The organism is Marinobacter shengliensis (genome assembly GCF_003007715.1).
Classification (GTDB): Bacteria; Pseudomonadota; Gammaproteobacteria; order Pseudomonadales; family Oleiphilaceae; genus Marinobacter; species Marinobacter shengliensis.
This window is the reverse complement of sequence record NZ_PXNO01000012.1, coordinates 18,579-36,131: the sequence shown is the minus strand read 5'-3', so window position 1 is coordinate 36,131 and position 17,553 is coordinate 18,579. Positions and strand designations below refer to the sequence as shown.

The 17,553-nt window shown below is 58.6% G+C and carries 18 protein-coding genes; 13 read left to right on the top strand and 5 right to left on the bottom strand.

All coding sequences use genetic code 11. The annotated features are described in order from the left end of the window. The first annotated feature begins 96 nt into the window (after positions 1-96). Genes C7H10_RS03440 through mmsB form a run of 5 tightly spaced genes read left to right on the top strand, consistent with a single transcriptional unit; the run spans position 97 to position 5,611 of the window. On the top strand, positions 97-1,590 hold the full coding sequence (locus tag C7H10_RS03440; RefSeq protein ID WP_106693766.1) for a CoA-acylating methylmalonate-semialdehyde dehydrogenase: 1,494 nt from the start codon (positions 97-99) through the stop codon (positions 1,588-1,590). Positions 1,591-1,605: 15 nt separating this feature from the next. Next, on the top strand, positions 1,606-2,772 hold the full coding sequence (locus C7H10_RS03435) for an acyl-CoA dehydrogenase family protein (RefSeq protein ID WP_106693765.1): 1,167 nt from the start codon (positions 1,606-1,608) through the stop codon (positions 2,770-2,772). Positions 2,773-2,801: 29 nt separating this feature from the next. Further along, on the top strand, positions 2,802-3,581 hold the full coding sequence (locus C7H10_RS03430; protein ID WP_106693764.1) for an enoyl-CoA hydratase: 780 nt from the start codon (positions 2,802-2,804) through the stop codon (positions 3,579-3,581). A gap of 14 nt (positions 3,582-3,595) precedes the next feature. Further along, positions 3,596-4,681, top strand: a complete 1,086-nt coding sequence (locus C7H10_RS03425) for an enoyl-CoA hydratase/isomerase family protein (protein WP_106693763.1) — start codon at positions 3,596-3,598, stop codon at positions 4,679-4,681. A gap of 42 nt (positions 4,682-4,723) precedes the next feature. Continuing rightward, positions 4,724-5,611 carry a 3-hydroxyisobutyrate dehydrogenase gene (gene mmsB / locus C7H10_RS03420; RefSeq protein ID WP_106693762.1) on the top strand — a complete coding sequence of 296 codons (888 nt, stop codon included), beginning with the start codon at positions 4,724-4,726 and terminating at the stop codon, positions 5,609-5,611. Between the two features lie 38 nt (positions 5,612-5,649). Here the strand turns inward: mmsB and C7H10_RS03415 are convergent, their stop codons facing one another. The 5 genes from C7H10_RS03415 to C7H10_RS03395 form a co-directional block, all read right to left on the bottom strand. Beyond that, positions 5,650-6,981 (bottom strand): acyltransferase family protein, encoded by a 1,332-nt coding sequence (locus C7H10_RS03415; RefSeq protein ID WP_167392868.1) that lies wholly within the window; start codon positions 6,979-6,981, stop codon positions 5,650-5,652. Between the two features lie 7 nt (positions 6,982-6,988). Continuing rightward, positions 6,989-7,693 (bottom strand): SGNH/GDSL hydrolase family protein, encoded by a 705-nt coding sequence (locus tag C7H10_RS03410; RefSeq protein ID WP_106693760.1) that lies wholly within the window; start codon positions 7,691-7,693, stop codon positions 6,989-6,991. 79 nt (positions 7,694-7,772) lie between these two features. Continuing rightward, positions 7,773-8,798, bottom strand: coding sequence for a DUF2235 domain-containing protein (locus C7H10_RS03405; protein ID WP_106693759.1), 1,026 nt, complete (start codon positions 8,796-8,798; stop codon positions 7,773-7,775). Between the two features lie 155 nt (positions 8,799-8,953). Next, positions 8,954-9,250 carry a type II toxin-antitoxin system RelE/ParE family toxin gene (locus tag C7H10_RS03400; protein WP_106693758.1) on the bottom strand — a complete coding sequence of 99 codons (297 nt, stop codon included), beginning with the start codon at positions 9,248-9,250 and terminating at the stop codon, positions 8,954-8,956. Beyond that, entirely contained in the window at positions 9,250-9,489 is a 240-nt protein-coding gene (locus C7H10_RS03395) for a type II toxin-antitoxin system ParD family antitoxin (RefSeq protein WP_088828616.1), read from the bottom strand. The genes C7H10_RS03400 and C7H10_RS03395 overlap by 1 nt, the downstream gene beginning before the upstream one ends. A gap of 113 nt (positions 9,490-9,602) precedes the next feature. On the opposite strand from C7H10_RS03395, the gene C7H10_RS03390 reads away from it, so the two are divergent. From C7H10_RS03390 to C7H10_RS03355, 8 genes are all read left to right on the top strand, one after another. Further along, positions 9,603-10,277, top strand: a complete 675-nt coding sequence (locus C7H10_RS03390) for an alpha/beta fold hydrolase (RefSeq protein ID WP_106693757.1) — start codon at positions 9,603-9,605, stop codon at positions 10,275-10,277. A 241-nt stretch (positions 10,278-10,518) separates the two neighbouring features. Further along, complete coding sequence (locus tag C7H10_RS03385) at positions 10,519-12,168, top strand: AMP-binding protein (protein WP_106693756.1); 1,650 nt, start codon at positions 10,519-10,521, stop codon at positions 12,166-12,168. Next, a complete protein-coding gene (locus C7H10_RS03380; protein WP_106693755.1) occupies positions 12,165-12,581 on the top strand; it encodes a PaaI family thioesterase in 417 nt (138 codons plus the stop codon). Before C7H10_RS03385 ends, C7H10_RS03380 begins: the two co-directional genes overlap by 4 nt. Before the next feature lie 88 nt (positions 12,582-12,669). Next, positions 12,670-13,473: an ABC transporter ATP-binding protein gene (locus tag C7H10_RS03375; protein WP_106693754.1), complete on the top strand. Its 804-nt coding sequence runs from the start codon at positions 12,670-12,672 to the stop codon at positions 13,471-13,473. Next, positions 13,470-14,192, top strand: coding sequence for an ABC transporter ATP-binding protein (locus tag C7H10_RS03370; RefSeq protein ID WP_061333515.1), 723 nt, complete (start codon positions 13,470-13,472; stop codon positions 14,190-14,192). The genes C7H10_RS03375 and C7H10_RS03370 overlap by 4 nt, the downstream gene beginning before the upstream one ends. 79 nt (positions 14,193-14,271) lie before the next feature. Further along, positions 14,272-15,483 carry an ABC transporter substrate-binding protein gene (locus tag C7H10_RS03365; RefSeq protein ID WP_106693753.1) on the top strand — a complete coding sequence of 404 codons (1,212 nt, stop codon included), beginning with the start codon at positions 14,272-14,274 and terminating at the stop codon, positions 15,481-15,483. A 107-nt stretch (positions 15,484-15,590) separates the two neighbouring features. Continuing rightward, complete coding sequence (locus C7H10_RS03360) at positions 15,591-16,478, top strand: branched-chain amino acid ABC transporter permease (RefSeq protein ID WP_106693752.1); 888 nt, start codon at positions 15,591-15,593, stop codon at positions 16,476-16,478. Positions 16,479-16,480: 2 nt separating this feature from the next. Then, entirely contained in the window at positions 16,481-17,476 is a 996-nt protein-coding gene (locus C7H10_RS03355) for a branched-chain amino acid ABC transporter permease (RefSeq protein WP_106693751.1), read from the top strand. The last annotated feature ends 77 nt before the right edge of the window (positions 17,477-17,553 follow it).

Below are 17,553 nucleotides of genomic sequence, written 5' to 3'. Positions count from 1 at the left end.
ACCCTTTGCCAAACCCCGTGCTACGCTCTTTCCATATCGTGCCGCTTCCGGGTGGGAAACGGCGTCCCCGCACAACAACAAACAGGGATTATCAGCATGAAGAAGATACCTCAGTACATCGCCGGTGAATTTGCCCAGAGCCAGACCGAAAACTGGATCGACCTCACCAACCCCGCCACCAACGAAGTGATCGCCCAGGTGCCCTGTGCCACCGAAGCCGAAATGCGCCGGGCCATCGATAACGCCGGGGAAGTGTTCAAGAGCTGGAAAGAAACCCCGGTGTCCGAGCGAGCGCGGGTGATGCTGCGTTACCAGGCACTGCTGAAAGAGCACCATGACGAGATTGCCGAAATCCTGTCCCAGGAAACCGGTAAGACCTTTGACGACGCCAAGGGCGATGTCTGGCGCGGTATTGAGGTAGTAGAGCACGCTGCCAATGTCGCCTCCATGATGATGGGGGAAACGGTAGAGAACGTAGCCCGCGAAGTGGATACTCATTCCTGGATTCAGCCCCTGGGCGTGTGTGCGGGCATCACCCCGTTTAACTTCCCGGCGATGATCCCGCTGTGGATGTTCCCCATGGCCATCGCCTGCGGTAACACCTTTATCCTGAAGCCCTCCGAGCAAGACCCGATGACCCCGATGCGCCTGGCAGAGCTGTTCGAGCAGGCGGGTGCGCCGAAGGGTGTCCTGCAGGTAGTGCATGGCGCGAAAGAGCAAGTGGATACCCTGCTCACAGACCCGGCCATCAAAGCCATTTCCTTCGTCGGCTCGGTTCCGGTAGGGCGTTACATATACGAAACCGGCACCAGCCACATGAAGCGGGTGCAGAGCTTCGCCGGCGCCAAGAACCACATGGTGATCATGCCGGATGCCGACAAACAGCAGGTGATCAACGCCCTGGTGGGCGCCTCCGTGGGTGCCGCCGGTCAGCGTTGTATGGCCATTTCCGTCGCGGTATTCGTGGGCGCGGCGCAGGAGTGGATTCCGGAGCTGAAAGAGGCCATGGCGAAAGTGCGCCCCGGTGCCTGGAACGATTCCGGTGCGAGCTACGGCCCGGTGATCAGCCCCAGGGCCAAGGAGCGTATTGAACAACTGATCGCCACAGGCGAGAAACAGGGTGCGCAACTCCTTCTGGACGGCCGGAACTGCACCGTGGATGGCCTGCCCGATGGCAACTGGGTTGGGCCAACCCTGTTCGGCAACGTGACTCCGGAGATGGATATCTACAAGGAAGAAATCTTCGGCCCGGTTCTGACCTGCATGAACGCCAACGACCTGGGCGAAGCCATCGCGCTAATCAACAACAGCCCCTATGGCAACGGCACGTCCATCTTTACCAATCACGGTGGCGCCGCACGCCGGTTCCAGCATGAGATTGATGTGGGCCAGGTTGGCGTGAACGTTCCCATTCCGGTACCCCTGCCGTTCTTCTCCTTCACCGGCTGGAAAGGTTCCTTCTACGGCGATCAGCACGCCTACGGCAAGCAGGCGGTTCGCTTCTACACCGAAACCAAAACCGTGACATCCCGGTGGTTCTCCAGCGAAGCCACCTCATCCGAGGCGAACTTCTCAATTCAGCTTCGCTAAAGGAGGAGCCGGGTAATGGACTTCAACCTGACCGAAGACCAACTGGCCTTCCGGGATGCCGCCCGTGCCTTCGCCGAGAAATCCATGGCACCGCACGCGGCCCAATGGGATGCCGAACACATCTTCCCGGTGGAGGTGATGAAGCAGGCGGGTGAGATGGGCTTTATGGGCATGTACACGCCCGAAGCCCTGGGCGGCATGGGGCTGTCTCGCCTGGACACCTCGGTGATCGTGGAAGAGCTGGCCATGGCCTGCCCCTCGACCGCCGCGTTTATCACCATCCATAACATGGCCACCTGGATGGTGGCCAGTTTTGCCTCGGATGACCTGAAGCAGGCGTATGTGCCCAAGCTGGCCAGCGGCGAATGGCTGGCCAGCTACTGCCTGACCGAGCCTGGGGCTGGCTCCGATGCCGCCAGCCTGCGTACCCGTGCGGTGCGAGACGGCGACAGCTACGTCATCAACGGCAGCAAGATGTTTATCTCCGGCGCCGGTGCCACAGACATTCTGGTATTGATGGCCCGAACCGGAGATGCAAACAGCGGCGCCAAGGGCATCTCGACCTTCGTGATTCCGGCTGATGCCGAAGGCATTTCCTACGGCAAGAACGAAGAGAAAATGGGCTGGCACAGCCAGCCAACCCGTATGGTCACCCTGGAAGATGTGCGCATTCCCGCCAGTAACCGGGTGGGTGAGGAAGGCGACGGCTTTGCCATCGCCATGAAGGGGCTGGACGGCGGCCGCCTGAACATTGCCACATGCTCCCTTGGCGGTGCCCAGGCGGCCCTGTTGCGGGCGCGCAACTACATGCATGAACGCCAGCAATTCGGCAAACCCCTGGCGGCGTTCCAGGCCCTGCAGTTCAAGCTGGCGGATATGGCCACCAACCTGGTAGCTGCCCGGCAAATGGTACGTTTGGGGGCCTTCAAGCTGGACAGCGCAGACCCGGAAGCCACCCTGCATTGCGCCATGGCCAAACGCTTCGCCACCGACGCCTGTTTTGACGTGGCCAACGAGGCCCTGCAGCTGCACGGCGGCTATGGTTATATCCGTGAGTATCCGCTCGAGCGCTACCTGCGGGATTTGCGGGTGCACCAGATCCTGGAAGGCACCAACGAAATCATGCGCCTGATCATCGCCCGCCGGCTGCTGGAGGATGGCGTGGTAGAAGCCATCCAGTAACCGGCCAGAGACAAAACAAGGAACCGATCATGAGTGACCTGATTCAACTTGAGAAACGCGACCACATTGCGACCCTGACCATCGCCAATCCACCGGCCAACACCTGGACGGCGGATTCCCTGGCGGCACTGGCGAAACTGGTGGAAGAACTGAACCAGGACCGCAACATCTTTGCCCTGGTCGTCACCGGCCAGGGCGAAAAGTTCTTCTCCGCTGGGGCGGACCTGAAAACCTTCGCCGACGGGGATCTTGCCCGCGCCAACGACATGGCCCAGCGTTTTGGCGAAGCCTTCGCCGCACTCACCGCCTTCCGGGGCGTGTCTATCGCCGCCATTAACGGCTACGCCATGGGCGGTGGCCTGGAGTGTGCGTTGTCCTGCGATATCCGCATCGCCGAGGAGCACGCCCAGATGGCCCTGCCGGAAGCCAGCGTTGGCCTCTTGCCCTGTGCCGGCGGCACCCAGAACCTGCCCTGGCTGGTGGGTGAAGGCTGGGCCAAGCGCATGATTCTGTGTGGCGAACGGGTGGATGCCCAGAAAGCCCTGCAGATTGGCCTGGTGGAAGAGGTGGTGCCCTCCGGCGAGGGGCTGGCCGCGGCCCTGAAACTGGCGGAAGGTGCCTGCAAACAAAGCCCGTCGTCCATTGCGCGCTGCAAGCAGCTGGTGATGAGTGCCCGTGACGGTCGCAGCCACAGCGACGGCTGGCGCATGGAGCGGGAACTGTTCGTAGAACTGTTCCACACCGAAGACCAGAAAGAAGGCGTGAATGCCTTCCTGGAAAAGCGCAAGCCGGACTGGAAGAACCAATAACCGTTGAGACTGCTATGAGCGAGCAACCCATTATTTTTGAAGAGTGGACAACCACCGGTGGTGAGCTGATTGCCGTGGCGCGGCTGAACACACCGCGCAACCTCAACTCGTTGTCGATGGAGATGATCCGCCTGCTCAAACCCCAACTGACCCGCTGGGCGGAAGACGAAAGGGTGTGCGCGGTCTGGCTGGAAGCGGAGGGCGACAAGGCCTTCTGCGCCGGAGGAGACATCGTGTCTCTGTACCGCAGCATGACCGAGCCAGGAAAACTCGGCGAGGGCGACCAGTTCTTCACCGAAGAATACGAGCTGGACTACCAGATTCACACCTTCCCGAAACCGATCATTTGCTGGGGCCACGGCATTGTGATGGGCGGCGGCATCGGCCTGATGGTGGGCGCTTCCCACCGGGTGGTTACCGAACACTCGAAACTGGCGATGCCGGAAGTGAGCATCGGCCTTTACCCGGACATCGGCGCCGGCTGGTTCCTCAATCGCATGCCCGGTCGAACCGGCCTGTTCCTGGGCTTGACTGGTGCACGGATGAACGCTGCCGACGCGTTGTTCACCGGCATGGCGGACCGGTTCGTGAAGCAGGAACTTAAAGCGCAGGTGGTCGACACCCTGGTCGCAGCCGATTGGCAAGGTGCCGATAGCCACGCAGTGGTTAGTCAGGTACTGCGCAGGTACGAGCAGCAAAGCCAGGATGCTGTGCTGGAATCACCGGTGCGGCAGCATTACGACGAGATCCAGCAAGCCACTGATGCCGATTCTCTGGAACAGGTGGTGAGTCGCCTGCAGGAATTCGGCAGTCGCAACGACTGGCTGGGCAAATCTGTGAAAGGCCTGGCCGCGGCCAGCCCGACGTCGCTGGCGCTGCATTGGCAGCATTACCACCGCAGCCGTTTGCACAGTCTGGCCCAGGTATTGGACAACGAACTGGTCATGGCGAAGCAATGCCTCAGAAAAGGTGAGTTTGCCGAGGGCATCCGCGCCCTGCTGATTGATAAAGACATGCAACCCCGCTGGCGCTACGCCGCGCTGGGGGAAATCGACAACAGCTGGATAGACGAGTTTTTCAGCCAGGAAGCCGAGGGCTAACCACTGCCCCTTGGCTTCAGTACAACAACAAGGAGAAGCAACATGGCGAAGATTACCTTTATCGGCCTGGGCAACATGGGCGCGCCCATGGCCTCTAACCTGCTCAAGGCCGGGCATGATGTGACCGTATTCGACCTGTCACAGCCCGCCGTTGAGGCGCTGGTGGCCGAAGGTGCCAGCACCGCGGATTCCGGCAAGGCCGCGGCCGAAGGGGCAGAGTGCATCATCACCATGCTGCCGGCCGGCAAACATGTGGAAGCGGTGTACCTGGGCGAGGACGGCCTGCTCTCAGCCTTGCCCGAAGGCACCCTGGTGATTGATTCCTCCACCATTGCCCCGGAGACTGCCCGCGCCGTGGCGGAAGCCGCTGCAGCGCGGCGCCTGGCGTTCATCGATGCCCCGGTGTCCGGTGGCGTAGGCGGTGCCAAAGCCGGCACCCTCACCTTCATCTGCGGTGGCGAAGAAGACACTTTCAATCGCGCCAAACCTGTCCTGGAAGGCATGGGAAAAAATATCTTCCACGCCGGCCCCCACGGTGCCGGCCAGGTGGCCAAGATCTGCAACAACATGATGCTGGCCATCCTGATGGCAGGTACCAGCGAGGCCCTGGCTCTGGGCGCCAAGAACGGCCTGGACCCTGCGGTACTGTCAGAAATCATGAAGCAAAGCTCTGGCGGCAACTGGGCGCTGAATGTGTACAATCCCTGGCCGGGTGTGATGGAGGGCGTGCCGGCATCGCGGGAGTACCAGGGTGGCTTCCTGGTGAACCTGATGACCAAGGACTTGGGCCTGGCGTTTGATAACGCGGTGAAGAACCAGGCGTCTATCCCCATGGGCTCGCTGGCCCGAAACCTGTTCCAGTTGCATGCGGGGCAGGGTAATGGTGAGCTGGATTTTTCCAGTATCCTCCGGCTCTACAAGGCGGACTGAGCGGTTCAGCTTTGTAAGGCGGCGCTGTAACGATCCGGTTATCGTCCTGGCTGGGGATGCACCCGCAACAGCCAGGACGCAGCCGCAACTCCGACCAGACCAAGCAGGGCGCCCGGTAGTGCTCCGAGTGCCAGGCTGACAACCAGTCCGGCCATCAGCGAGAAGCCGCCGGCCAGGATGATTCGCGGCCTGGAGGTTGTCACAACGCCTTGCTTGCGGCGCATTTCAAAAGCCACCACCAGCGCGATGACCGGCACCACCATCAGGCTGCAGAGCACAATCCACCAGAACCGCCCCATCCAGAAGCCGGGTTCACCGGGCAAACCGGCGTCCACAGGCAACCCGAAACGGTCGCCCTGCCAGGCGGCTGGTAGTTCTGCCAGTTTGTGCCAGAGGTACAGGGGCATACTCAGGGCACTGAGCATGGTGACCGCCCCGCTGATTCTGCGCCTGTCCAGCAGCCAACGCCCCGGCCGCTCGAAGAACAGAACCGCGCCAACCTGAAGCCACATTACGCCCACCAGCGCCAGGGTGGGGGGCAGCATGTTGCTGTCGCCGTGAAAATCCCGGCCTACCATGCCGATGGGATAACCACTGGCCAGGGCAGCCACCAGCCAGAAGCCGCCCAGCACCAGGAAAAACAGACCCGTCCACACACCCCTGAAGCGGCCCCGCCTCCAGGCAATGCCCAACTGCTGGGGTAACAGCCAAACCAGCACGGCATTGACCCAGCCGATGCCGTCTGCCGAATCCGTTACCCGCTGTCCCAGGCGCAGAATATCCGCCGCTGAGCCGGGCATGGCCCGCACAACATCCACCACCGCGGCTGCCACAACCAGCCCAACGACCGCCCCCAGGCCCCAGCGCCTGTCGGCCTCCACGCTCAGGGGCAACAGCGCCTGCACGGCCAGCAGCATGATCAGAAACCACAAGTGTATGGTGAGCGACTGGTTAAACGGCCCCAACACCCGGCCGCCGGTGTAGAGTGAAAGCAGGGCAATCAGGGTAATGGCGGCAAGATACGTCACCGTAGGCCTGGCCAGCGCCAGCGCTCTCCCTGCCCACCAATGCATCTGCCGGTGCCCCTGAGCCATCCGGTGCACCACACCATCGGCACTGACGGTGGCAGATACAAACACGAACAGCGGCACCACCTGCACAAACCAGGTGATAAACCCTGAAGGCTCCCAGATTTTTAACAGGTGTTCTGTTTGAATTTCCAGGCCACCATCAAACCGGGGCAGAGTGGCTATCCAGTGCCCGAATACCACCACCAGCAAAGCACCGGCACGCAGGGCGTCCAGGTACAGGTCCCGCTCGGAAGGTGACTGGGTGTGTTTATCGGATGACGGCGTGGATTGTGTTGCCATGAAACTCCTAAGGAAGGGCTGCCAGGGCTTGCGCGATGTAACGGTAACCTTTCTCCCCGGGGTGATAGCCATCACTGGCCAGCAATTCCGGGTCTGAAATGACAGGGTAGTGAACGTAAGAGAACCGCTCTGGCATCTCGCTGGCAAGTGTCTTGTACAGGTGATCCAGCAGCCGCGCCCGCCATCCGATTACGTGCCGCAACGGCGCGGGCAGGGCGGTAAACAGGTGCATGGGCGGAACACTCAAAAGCATCAGCGGTGCAGGGTAACGGGCACCGAGCAACTGGCGCAGCTCCAGCAGTTGTTGGCGAAACTTGTACCTGGGCGTAAAGCCGGTAGTGTCGTTCACCCCCATGCTCAGGACTACCAGGTCTGCTTCTGGCAGGTCCGCCCTCGCGAGCTGCTTGTTCAAGGCTCCAAGGCGAATGCCGTTCACCCCGAAGGTATGCCAGGCAATGGCCTGGCCGGTACGTTCATGGATCTGCTTCGCCAACTGGCTGGCCAGCCCCTGCTCGTGGTTATCAACACCCACGCCGGCGGCGGTGGATTCTCCGATCACCAGAACGCGCCTGGCGGGCTCGCCCTCGCCATACTGCCCACACGGAGAGCCAGAGGCCTCCGGTAATCGGGGCGTGGTACGCCGGGTGCGTTTCCCCTGGTACAGCAATACCGGAAACAATAGGGCCGTTGTCAGCCAGAATGGAAGATGCATTGCGTGGGTCTCAGCTTTAATTAACCAACTTGGGGCTACAGTTAATCTCACCAGACTAGCATGAAACACAAAGGGCTGATCACCCGCCCCAGAGTGGTGGCCACTGGCCATGGCTTTTGATGTACTGCTCAATCGGCTCGCTGCGGTAACCGCTGCTGTAGCGCGTCTTAACGCTGGGGTGTACGTAGGTCAGGTTGGCCTCGGGTACGGGGATGCTGCGAACCAGCTTACCCAGCAGCCGGTACTTGCCCTTGTATTCATTGTGCTGCTCGGCCGTTGCATGGGTTTGGGAGGGCAGATTGCTATTGAACACCAGTTTCTGTTTCTTTGCCTCGTCTGCCATCCAGAGTAGCGGAATGTCTGCCAGAATCTGATTCGACTTGTCCGGGCCGTAGCCGCCGCCCACATCCGAGTGCACCCCGGCAAACCACACCTGCTGGATGTCTGTGCCGTTCCTCGGCTCCCAAAGCGTGGGTTCAAAATCCTCCCGCTGCTCATCCAGAGACAACGCGTGCCGGGCCGTTGCGATGTTGCTGCCAATCTCCCTGTCATAAAACAGGTCTTTATCCTTAATCAGCCCGAAAAAGGTAAACGGCAGCCCCAGGGCACCTACGGTATCCCACACACCCACAAACTTGATGGGAGTGCGCAGCTCTAACGAATGTGTCTTCTTCCAGGCCATGGCATGTTCGCCATTGGCGGGATGCTTCTTGGTTTTGTACAGCTTGAACGCGTTTTCAATCTGATTGGCGTGAACCTTCTTCAGAATGCTGCAGTTATTGATCATGCCGCACAGGCTGCGGGCGGTGTAGGCGCCGCGGCTGAAACCAAACAGAAAGATCTCATCACCCGGCTCGTAGTTGTGAACCAGAAACCGGTAGCCATCCATCACATTTTTCTCCAGCCCCTTGCCCGTGGCGCCGGCCCGAAGCTGGTCATGATAAGAGCCAATGCCCCAATCGTAAAACACCACCTGCTCCACGCCCTGGTCATCCGTGGGCCGAATAGCCCGGGCAAACTGCAGAACATTAGTGGGGAAATCCTCGCCGATGTTTTCCTCTGGCCGGTTCCAGGTGCCGTCAAAGCAAATGGCGATGCGCTTCATGGTAATGACCTCCTGTCATGCCCACACCTTGCTGACATACACCAGAGCCAAAACTCCGGCAGGCAAGTACCGCCTGGCTGTTGTGAATAAGTAACTCAGATAATTAAAGCCGATAGGTGAGGCGTGCGCCAGCGAACCCTGGCGGGCGTTATGCCCTAAAGGAGATGCCCATCTGGTAACATGCGTTTGTGTAGAATACGGATAATCTCAACGACACTGTCGGTCGCTACCCGATAGAATATGATGTGACTTCCTTGGGGATACTGTCGGTAGTCCGCGCGGATCCCATCGCAGGTTTGCCCCAGATTCGGGTTTTCGCCCAGTAGTTGGAAGCACTGGTCAAACTGGAGAATGTAGTGGTTTCGTTGATCTCGGCCCCATTTACGCTCCGCGTACAGTGCAATAGATTTGAGATCAGCTTTGGCCTTCCTGGAAAGCTTGAAATTCAGCATTAGCGCTCTTCGTTGTCCAGTTCGCGAATGAAAGAGTCATAAGAGTAGTCTTCAAAGCCACTATCTTCGCCTTCCTTAAGAAGTTTGCGGAGCGTAGTCAGGCGGGTTTCGGACTCTTCAAGCAGGCGCAATCCTGCACGAACAACTTCGCTGGTTGAGCTGTATCGGCCATTTTTGAGTTGTTCCGCAATGAACGCATCAAAATGTTGGCCTAGAGTGATGCTGGTGTTCTTTTGCATGATGCTGTCTCGCTAGTACCAATAATTGGTATATTTTGGTTCAGGTGGCATAACAAATCAATCCACGCGACAAGCGCTCGATTGCGGGCGTTAGGCATGCAAGGTGACGCTTCTTGGATAGTAAACTTCTGAGCTTAGTTCAACGGTTGCAGGTCCCTGACCGACCAAAGACAAACAGCGGCTACGCTGGTCCGCGAGTTGCGGTGATTCACGGCTTCATGGCCCGACGACTGATGCAGCGCAACCTGCTGCGTTACCTCAGAAGCAAGGGGTTGTCAGACGTGACAATGTACGGTCACCTGCACTCGGTTGATGCGATATCAGATGACTTGCAAGCATCACGTCGCGAGGGGCGGAAGCTCGTGATTCTCGGGTATAGTCAGGGCGGGTTCCACGCGGTCAAGGTTGCACGCGAGCTTGAGTGGCGCGGTGTGGAGGTTGCCCTGCTCGTCATCATCGCCGCAGGAGGGCTGGGGCGAGTATTCCCAGGACGGTGGGGGTTTGATCCTCGTAACGTACCGACAAATGTTGATGTGTGCCTTAATTTCTTCTCGCAGGGAGACTTGCTCGGGTGCGACCAAAGTCACCAAATGAACGAGGCTTTCGGGAGCAGAGCAACGCAACGGGTCGAAAATCACATGTTCCATGCACACGAGGGCGTAAGTCATATTGATCTGGTCAGGTGTTATCCAGAAGAAAGGATCAAACCTGCGGTGCGAACACAGGTTATTGAAAGGATCATGACGGAGATTAGTGGGCTCAACACGTCCGGCGTCCAACACATATGAGCCTCTCCGGAAGCAGTCATATGATTCGAGAATAATAAACAGGCAGATGCCGACCAAATCCAGGAGATTTGGCTATCCGCCTTAATCGCAGCTCATAATTTCAAACAGGGATTCGTTTCCGTCGGAGACTTCCGTTTGTTGGTTCTTCTTTAGCCAAAAGTTTACCTTTACGTAAAGTGAAGGCTATGCTAAACCTGATTGAAGTTTGTACAACCAACAACGACAACAAACGGAGTGTACGATGAGCCTTCCGCAATACAATGACGTGTACAACCAGTTTGATGCGGCCGCGCTGGAAGCGGACATCCTGGACGGACGCCTGGAGAGTGGCCTGAACGTATGCCACGAGATTTGTGACCGATGGGCCGTTGACCCGCAAAAGGTTGCGCTCTACTACGAAAAAATCGGCGGTGGTGACGGAGCTCTTACCTTTGCTGAGCTCAAAGCCGCGTCTGCACGTTTTGCCAACTACCTGAAGTCTCTTGGTGTCACCAAAGGTGACCGGGTGGCCGGCCTTCTGCCCAGGGGGCCGGAGCTGCTGATTGTGATTGCTGGAACCCTGCGCCTGGGCGCGGTGTACCAGCCGCTGTTCACCGCCTTTGGTTCCGGCGCTATCGAGTATCGCCTGGAGAAGGCTAGCACCCGGCTGGTGGTGACCGATCCAGATAACTACCCCAAGCTGGAGGAAGTCAAAAATTGCCCGCCGTTACTGTGCCTGAACGCGGCGGCCACCGGTGCTGGTGTGCCTGATTTTGAGAAGGTATTGGCGGAACAGTCGGACCAGTGCGAGCCGGTAATGATCACCGGCAACGATCCGTTCCTGCAGATGTTTACCTCCGGTACCGTCGGCAAGGCCAAAGGGGTGGCTGTGCCCGCCAAGGCGTTGCTGGCGTTCTACGTTTACATGAAATACGCCATCGACCTGCGCGAAGACGACGTATTCTGGAACGTGGCAGACCCCGGCTGGGCCTATGGCCTGTACTACGCGGTAACCGGTCCGCTGCTGATGGGCCACGCCACCCATTTCAATCCCAATCCGTTCACCCCGGAATCCACCTACGAGATGATCCGCAAGTACCGGATCACCAACCTCGCAGCGGCGCCGACGGCCTATCGTCTGCTCAAGGCGAACGATCAGGTTCTGCCGGAAGGGGAGAATCTTGGCCTGAGGGTGTGCAGCAGCGCCGGCGAGCCCCTGAATCCGGAGGTGGTGAACTGGATTGCTCGTCGTCACTTCTGCCCGGTGAAGGATCATTATGGCCAGACTGAAACTGGCATGACCTGTTGCAACTTCCACGGCCTGGACCATCCGATTCGCCAGGGCTCCATGGGGTTCTCATCGCCTGGCCACAGAGTAGTGGCGTTGAACGAAAAAAATGAAGAAGTGGGCGAGGGCGAAATCGGCCAGTTGGCAGTGGATCTCAAGGCGTCGCCGCTGTTCCATTTTGATGGCTACACCTGGGGCGAGAAAGACCCGTTCGTGAACGGCTACTACCTGACCGGCGACATGGTGATCTGCCATGGCGATGGCAGTTTCTCCTTCAGCGGCCGTGACGACGACATTATCACCACAGCAGGTTACCGCGTAGGGCCAGCGGATGTGGAAAGTACACTGCTGGAGCACGCGGCGGTGGCCGAATCCGGTGTGGTGGCCAAGCCGGATGAAAAGCGTGGCTCGATCATCAAGGCTTATGTGGTTATCAAATCCGGTCAGGAGCCGGCAGACGACGCCGTGCTCAAGGAAGAGCTGCAGGAACTGGTTCGCCACCGCTTGTCGACCCATGCCTACCCGCGGGAAATCGAGTTTGTGGAAGAGTTGCCGAAAACACCCAGCGGCAAGATCCAACGCTTTGTGTTGCGCAACCGGGCCAAAGAGGAAGTCGCCGTATGAAGATTACCTTTGAGGAGCTGCGCTATTTCCTTGAAGAGCAGTTTCCGCAGGGGGCCTCATACGGCACCCTGCAGGAACTGGGTGATGGCTGGGCAGAAATGAAGCTGGAGGTAGAAGAAGAACACCTGCGCCCCGGGGGAACCGTGTCTGGCCCCGCCATGATGGGGCTGGCCGATGTTGCCATGTATGCCGCGTTGCTCAGCAAGATTGGCCTGGTGCCTTTGGCCGTCACCACCAACCTGAATATCAACTTCCTTAGAAAACCCGTGGCTCATGCGCCTATCTGGGCCAGGGCGACCATTCTCAAGGTGGGGCGAACCATCGGTGTGGGTGAAGTGTTTGTGTATTCCGAGGGCTCGGAAGAGCCCGTTGCGCACTCCACCATGACCTATTCCATACCGCCGGAAAAATAACCAAGTTTGTTCTTGACGTTTACGTATACGTCAATCTAATCTGTGGGTTGATTGTTAAATACAACAATAACAAAAGGTGAAGTGGCTCATGAGTGAACAGTACGTTCTCGAGACCCGTAACCTGGTCAAGGAATTCAAAGGATTTGTAGCGGTTGATAACGTCAACCTGCAGGTCCGGCAGGGTGATATCCATGCACTGATCGGGCCCAATGGCGCGGGCAAGACCACGGTCTTTAACCTGCTGACCAAATTCCTGAGCCCGACCAGAGGCCAGATCCTCTACCACGGTGAAGACATTACCTCCCTGAAGTCTGCCGCCATTGCCCGTAAGGGTATCGTCCGCTCTTTCCAGATATCGGCGGTGTTTCCCCATATGACGGCGCTGGAGAATATCCGCATTGCGTTGCAAACCGCAGAGGGCACGTCATTCAGCTTCTGGAAATCCGGCGCCTCCCTGAACAGGCTGAACCAGCGCTGCATGGAATTGCTCGATTCCGTCGGCCTTATCGAATTTGCCAACACCACCACCGTAGAACTGGCCTATGGCCGCAAGCGCGCGCTGGAACTGGCCACCACCCTGGCGATGGAGCCCAAGCTGCTGTTGCTGGACGAACCAACCCAGGGCATGGGCTCGGAAGACGTAGAGCGGGTGGTGGAGTTGGTGCGCAAGGCCGCCGCAGGCCGCACCGTCTTGATGGTGGAGCACAACCTGAGTGTGGTCAGCAAATTGTGCGACCGCATTACGGTGCTGGCCCAGGGTGCTGTGCTGACGGAAGGCGATTATCAAGCGGTCTCTGCAGACCCGAGAGTGCGCGAAGTGTACATGGGCAGCGATGGCAGCGGAGAACGCGGTGGCAAGAGTCCCGCCGAGCAGGCGGAGGCAGCACAATGAGCCAGAATCCCCAGAAAGACTACGAACAGTTGCGGGTGTCTGGCCTGCACGCCTTTTACGGCGAATCTCACATTCTCCACGGGGTCGACCTGGTGGTTAAGCGTGGCGAGCTGGTCACCCTGCTTGGCCGCAACGGCGCCGGCCGCAGCACCACCCTCAAGGCCATTATGAATATGGTGGGCCGCCGCACCGGGTCCATCATGATCAACGGCGAAGAAACCATGCAGTGCGCGCCGCACCATATTGCGAGGTTGGGAGTGGGGTATTGCCCCGAACATCGGGGCATTTTTTCATCTCTCAACGTCCAGGAAAACCTCACTTTGCCGCCGGTGGTGCGCAGTGGCGGCATGAGCCTGGAAGACATCTACAACATGTTCCCCAACCTGTATGAACGTCGGTTCAGCCAGGGCACCAAGCTGTCCGGTGGTGAGCAGCAGATGCTGGCGATGGCCCGTATCCTGCGCACCGGCGCCAACATGCTCCTGCTCGATGAGATCACAGAAGGGCTTGCACCTGTGATCGTAGAGAAGCTGGGCGAGGTGCTGATGGCGCTCAAAGAGAAAGGCCTGACCATCATACTGGTTGAACAGAATTTCCACTTTGCAGCCCCGCTGGCTGACCGGCATTACGTGGTTGAGCATGGGCAGATTGTGGAAGAAATCCACGCCGATGAACTGAGTGCCAAACAATCGGTGCTGGACGGCTATTTGGGGGTCTGAACTCCGGATAGAACAGGTGCAACAAAACCAATAACTCCAACAACATCAACCAACGCAAGACAGTAGCGGAGATACAATAATGACAATGACCAAAAAGCTTCTGACCTCAGCCGTTGCCTCAGCTCTGATGGTGAGTGGCGCGCAGGCGGCCATTTCCGACAATACGGTGAAGATCGGCTACCTGGCCGATATGTCTGGTACCTATCGTGACCTGGCGGGCCCCAATGGCCTCAAGGCCTTGCAGATGGCCATCAAGGATTTCGGTGGCACTGTGAACGGCGCCAAGATCGAAGTTCTCAGTGCCGATGACCGTAACAACCCCGATGCGTCTTCCAGCACGGTTCGACGCTGGGTGGAAAACGACAAGGTAGACATGGTTGCCGGCCTGGTGGCTTCGTCTGTCACCATCGCAGTCAGCAAGATCCTTGAAGAAAACGACAGACTGGGCATTGTCTCCGGTTCTGCCGCCTCAAGCATCACCAATGAGCACTGCACCCCCAACCACATCCACTATGTGTATGACACCTATCCGCTGGCCAACGGCACCGCCAGTGCGGTGGTTAAAGAGGGCGGCAAGAGCTGGTACCTGATGACTGCAGACTACGCCTTCGGCCACGCCCTGGAAGCAGACGTTACCCGCGTGGTGGAGGCCAACGGAGGTGAGATCGTCGGTTCTGTTCGCCATCCGTTCCCGACCCAGGATTTCTCCTCCTTCGTGCTACAGGCCCAGGCTTCCGGTGCGGATGTCGTTGGCCTGGCCAACGCCGGTTCAGACACCACCAACGCCATCACCACCGCCAGTGAATTCGGTGTTACCCAGGCGGGCCAAACCCTGGCCGCCTTGCTGCTGTTCCTGACCGACGTGCATGCGCTGGGTGTCGACACAGCGCAAGGTATCCAGCTCACCACCGGGTGGTACTGGGACATGAACGATGCCACCCGTGAGTGGTCAGACCGCTTCATGAAAGAAACCGGTGTGCGGCCCACCATGGTGCATGCGGGTATCTATTCCAGCACCCTGCATTACCTGAATGCGGTAGCCGCGGCAGGCTCGGACGATGCCCAAACCGTTCGCAAGCAGATGATGGACACACCCATCAACGACATGTTCGCCACCAATGGTCGTATCCGCGAGGACGGCCGGATGGTGCACGACATGTATCTGGCCGAGGTGAAAACACCGGCGGAGTCCAAGAACGAATGGGATCTGTACAAGATCCTGCGGACCATTCCGGCCGACGAAGCCTACCGCCCACTCTCTGAGAGCAAGTGCAAACTGGTGACTAACTGAGGCTGAGGAAAGCCGGGCGCGCCCTGCAACAGGGCAGGGTGCGCCCGGCATATCACTGAGCCAACAAGCTCAATACCAACGTACGTGCTGCTTGTGGAGTTAAACCCATGACCATGATTTTCGGCGTCCCTCTTGCTGTGCTCTCCGGTCAGCTTTTGATCGGGTTCATCAATGGCGCCTTTTATGCCCTGTTAAGCCTGGGCCTTGCCATCATCTTCGGCCTGCTGAAGATCATCAACTTCGCCCACGGTGCCATGTACATGCTGGGTGCCCTGTTGACGGTGGTTATGTTCAACACCCTTGGCGTCAACTATTGGGTCGCCCTGTTTATGGCGCCGCTATTGGTCGGCGTGTTTGGGGTGCTGATTGAATATTTCCTGCTGCGGCGAATTGCCGGGCAAGATCACATTTACAGCCTGTTGCTCACCTTCGGGGTGGCGCTGATTATTCAGGGCGTGCTCACCAATATCTACGGTGTGTCTGGCCTGCGCTATGCCATGCCCGATATGTTCAAGGGCGGCATTAAACTGGATTTTATGTTCCTGCCTTATTACCGGGCCTGGGTGATTGTGGTGGCGCTGCTGGTGTGTTTCGGCACCTGGTTCATGATTGAAAAAACCAAACTGGGGGCCTACTTGCGCGCCGGCACGGAAGATTCCCAGCTCATGCAGGGCTTTGGCATCAACGTGCCCTTGCTGGTCAGCCTCACTTACGGCTTTGGTGTGGCGCTGGCGGCTTTTGCCGGTGTGCTTGCCGCACCCATCTATTCCGTCACACCCGGCATGGGCGCCAATACACTGATCGTGGTGTTTGCCGTGGTGGTGATCGGCGGTATGGGCTCCATTGGCGGGGCGATTATCACCGGCATTATGATGGGTGTGATTGAAGGCCTCACCAAAACCTTTTATCCACCCGCGTCGTCTGCCGTTATTTTCCTGGTCATGGTGGTGGTGTTGATGTTCCGACCCTCAGGCCTGTTCGGTAAGGAAGCATAATCATGAGCCAATCCTTTAATCCCGCCGACGTGCGAAAGGCGATCATCGACCAGCAAAAGGCCCAGGATCGCCGGAAGATGCTCCTCAACGGCGTACTGCTGCTCTTGCTGCTGGCGGCGCCATTCGCGATGTACCCGGTCTTCCTGATGAAGATCCTGTGCTTCGCACTCTTTGCGGTGGCCTTTAACCTGCTGTTCGGTTTTACCGGGCTGTTGTCCTTTGGCCATGCCGCGTTTCTCGCCACCGGCGGTTACACCACCGGTTACCTGCTCAGCAATTATTCAGGCCTGACCACAGAAGTGGGCATTATTGCAGGCACGCTGGTTGCAACGGCCCTGGGCCTGGCGTTCGCCTTGTTGTCCATTCGCCGGCAAGGCATCTACTTTGCCATGGTCACCCTGGCCCTGGCCCAGCTGGTCTATTTCTTCTTTGTTCAGTCGGAATTTACCGGCGGTGAAGATGGCATGCACGGCATCCCCCGGGGCCACCTGTTCGGGCTGATTGACCTGTCGAAAAACCTGAACATGTACTACTTCGTGCTGGCCGTGTTTATCGGTTGCTACCTGTTGGTTCAGCGCATTGTCAGCAGCCCCTATGGTCAGGTGCTCAAGGCCATCAAGCAGAACGAACCCCGCGCGGTGTCACTCGGTTACAACGTGGACCGCTACAAAGTGCTGGCGTTCGTGATTTCGGCGGCACTGGCGGGCCTGGCGGGTTCCATGAAATCGGTGGTGTTCCAGCTGGCCTCGCTCAACGACGCCCACTGGCACATGTCCGGTGAGGTCATCCTGATGACACTGGTCGGCGGCATGGGCACCTTGCTTGGCCCGGTGGTGGGCGCCACCTTTGTGGTCAACATCGAATACCAGTTGTCACAGGGGCCACTGCGGGACTGGGTGAACCCGATCCTCGGCGGCATCTTCGTGCTGACCGTACTGGCGTTCCGCAGCGGGATCGTCGGCGAAATCCAGAAATTCCTGCGCAAAAACCTGGGGTGAATCCCGCCGGTACGGCGTTCATCAAACACATCGGGCTACAGGAGGTGTGGGACATTACCCCCACACCTCCTGCCGGG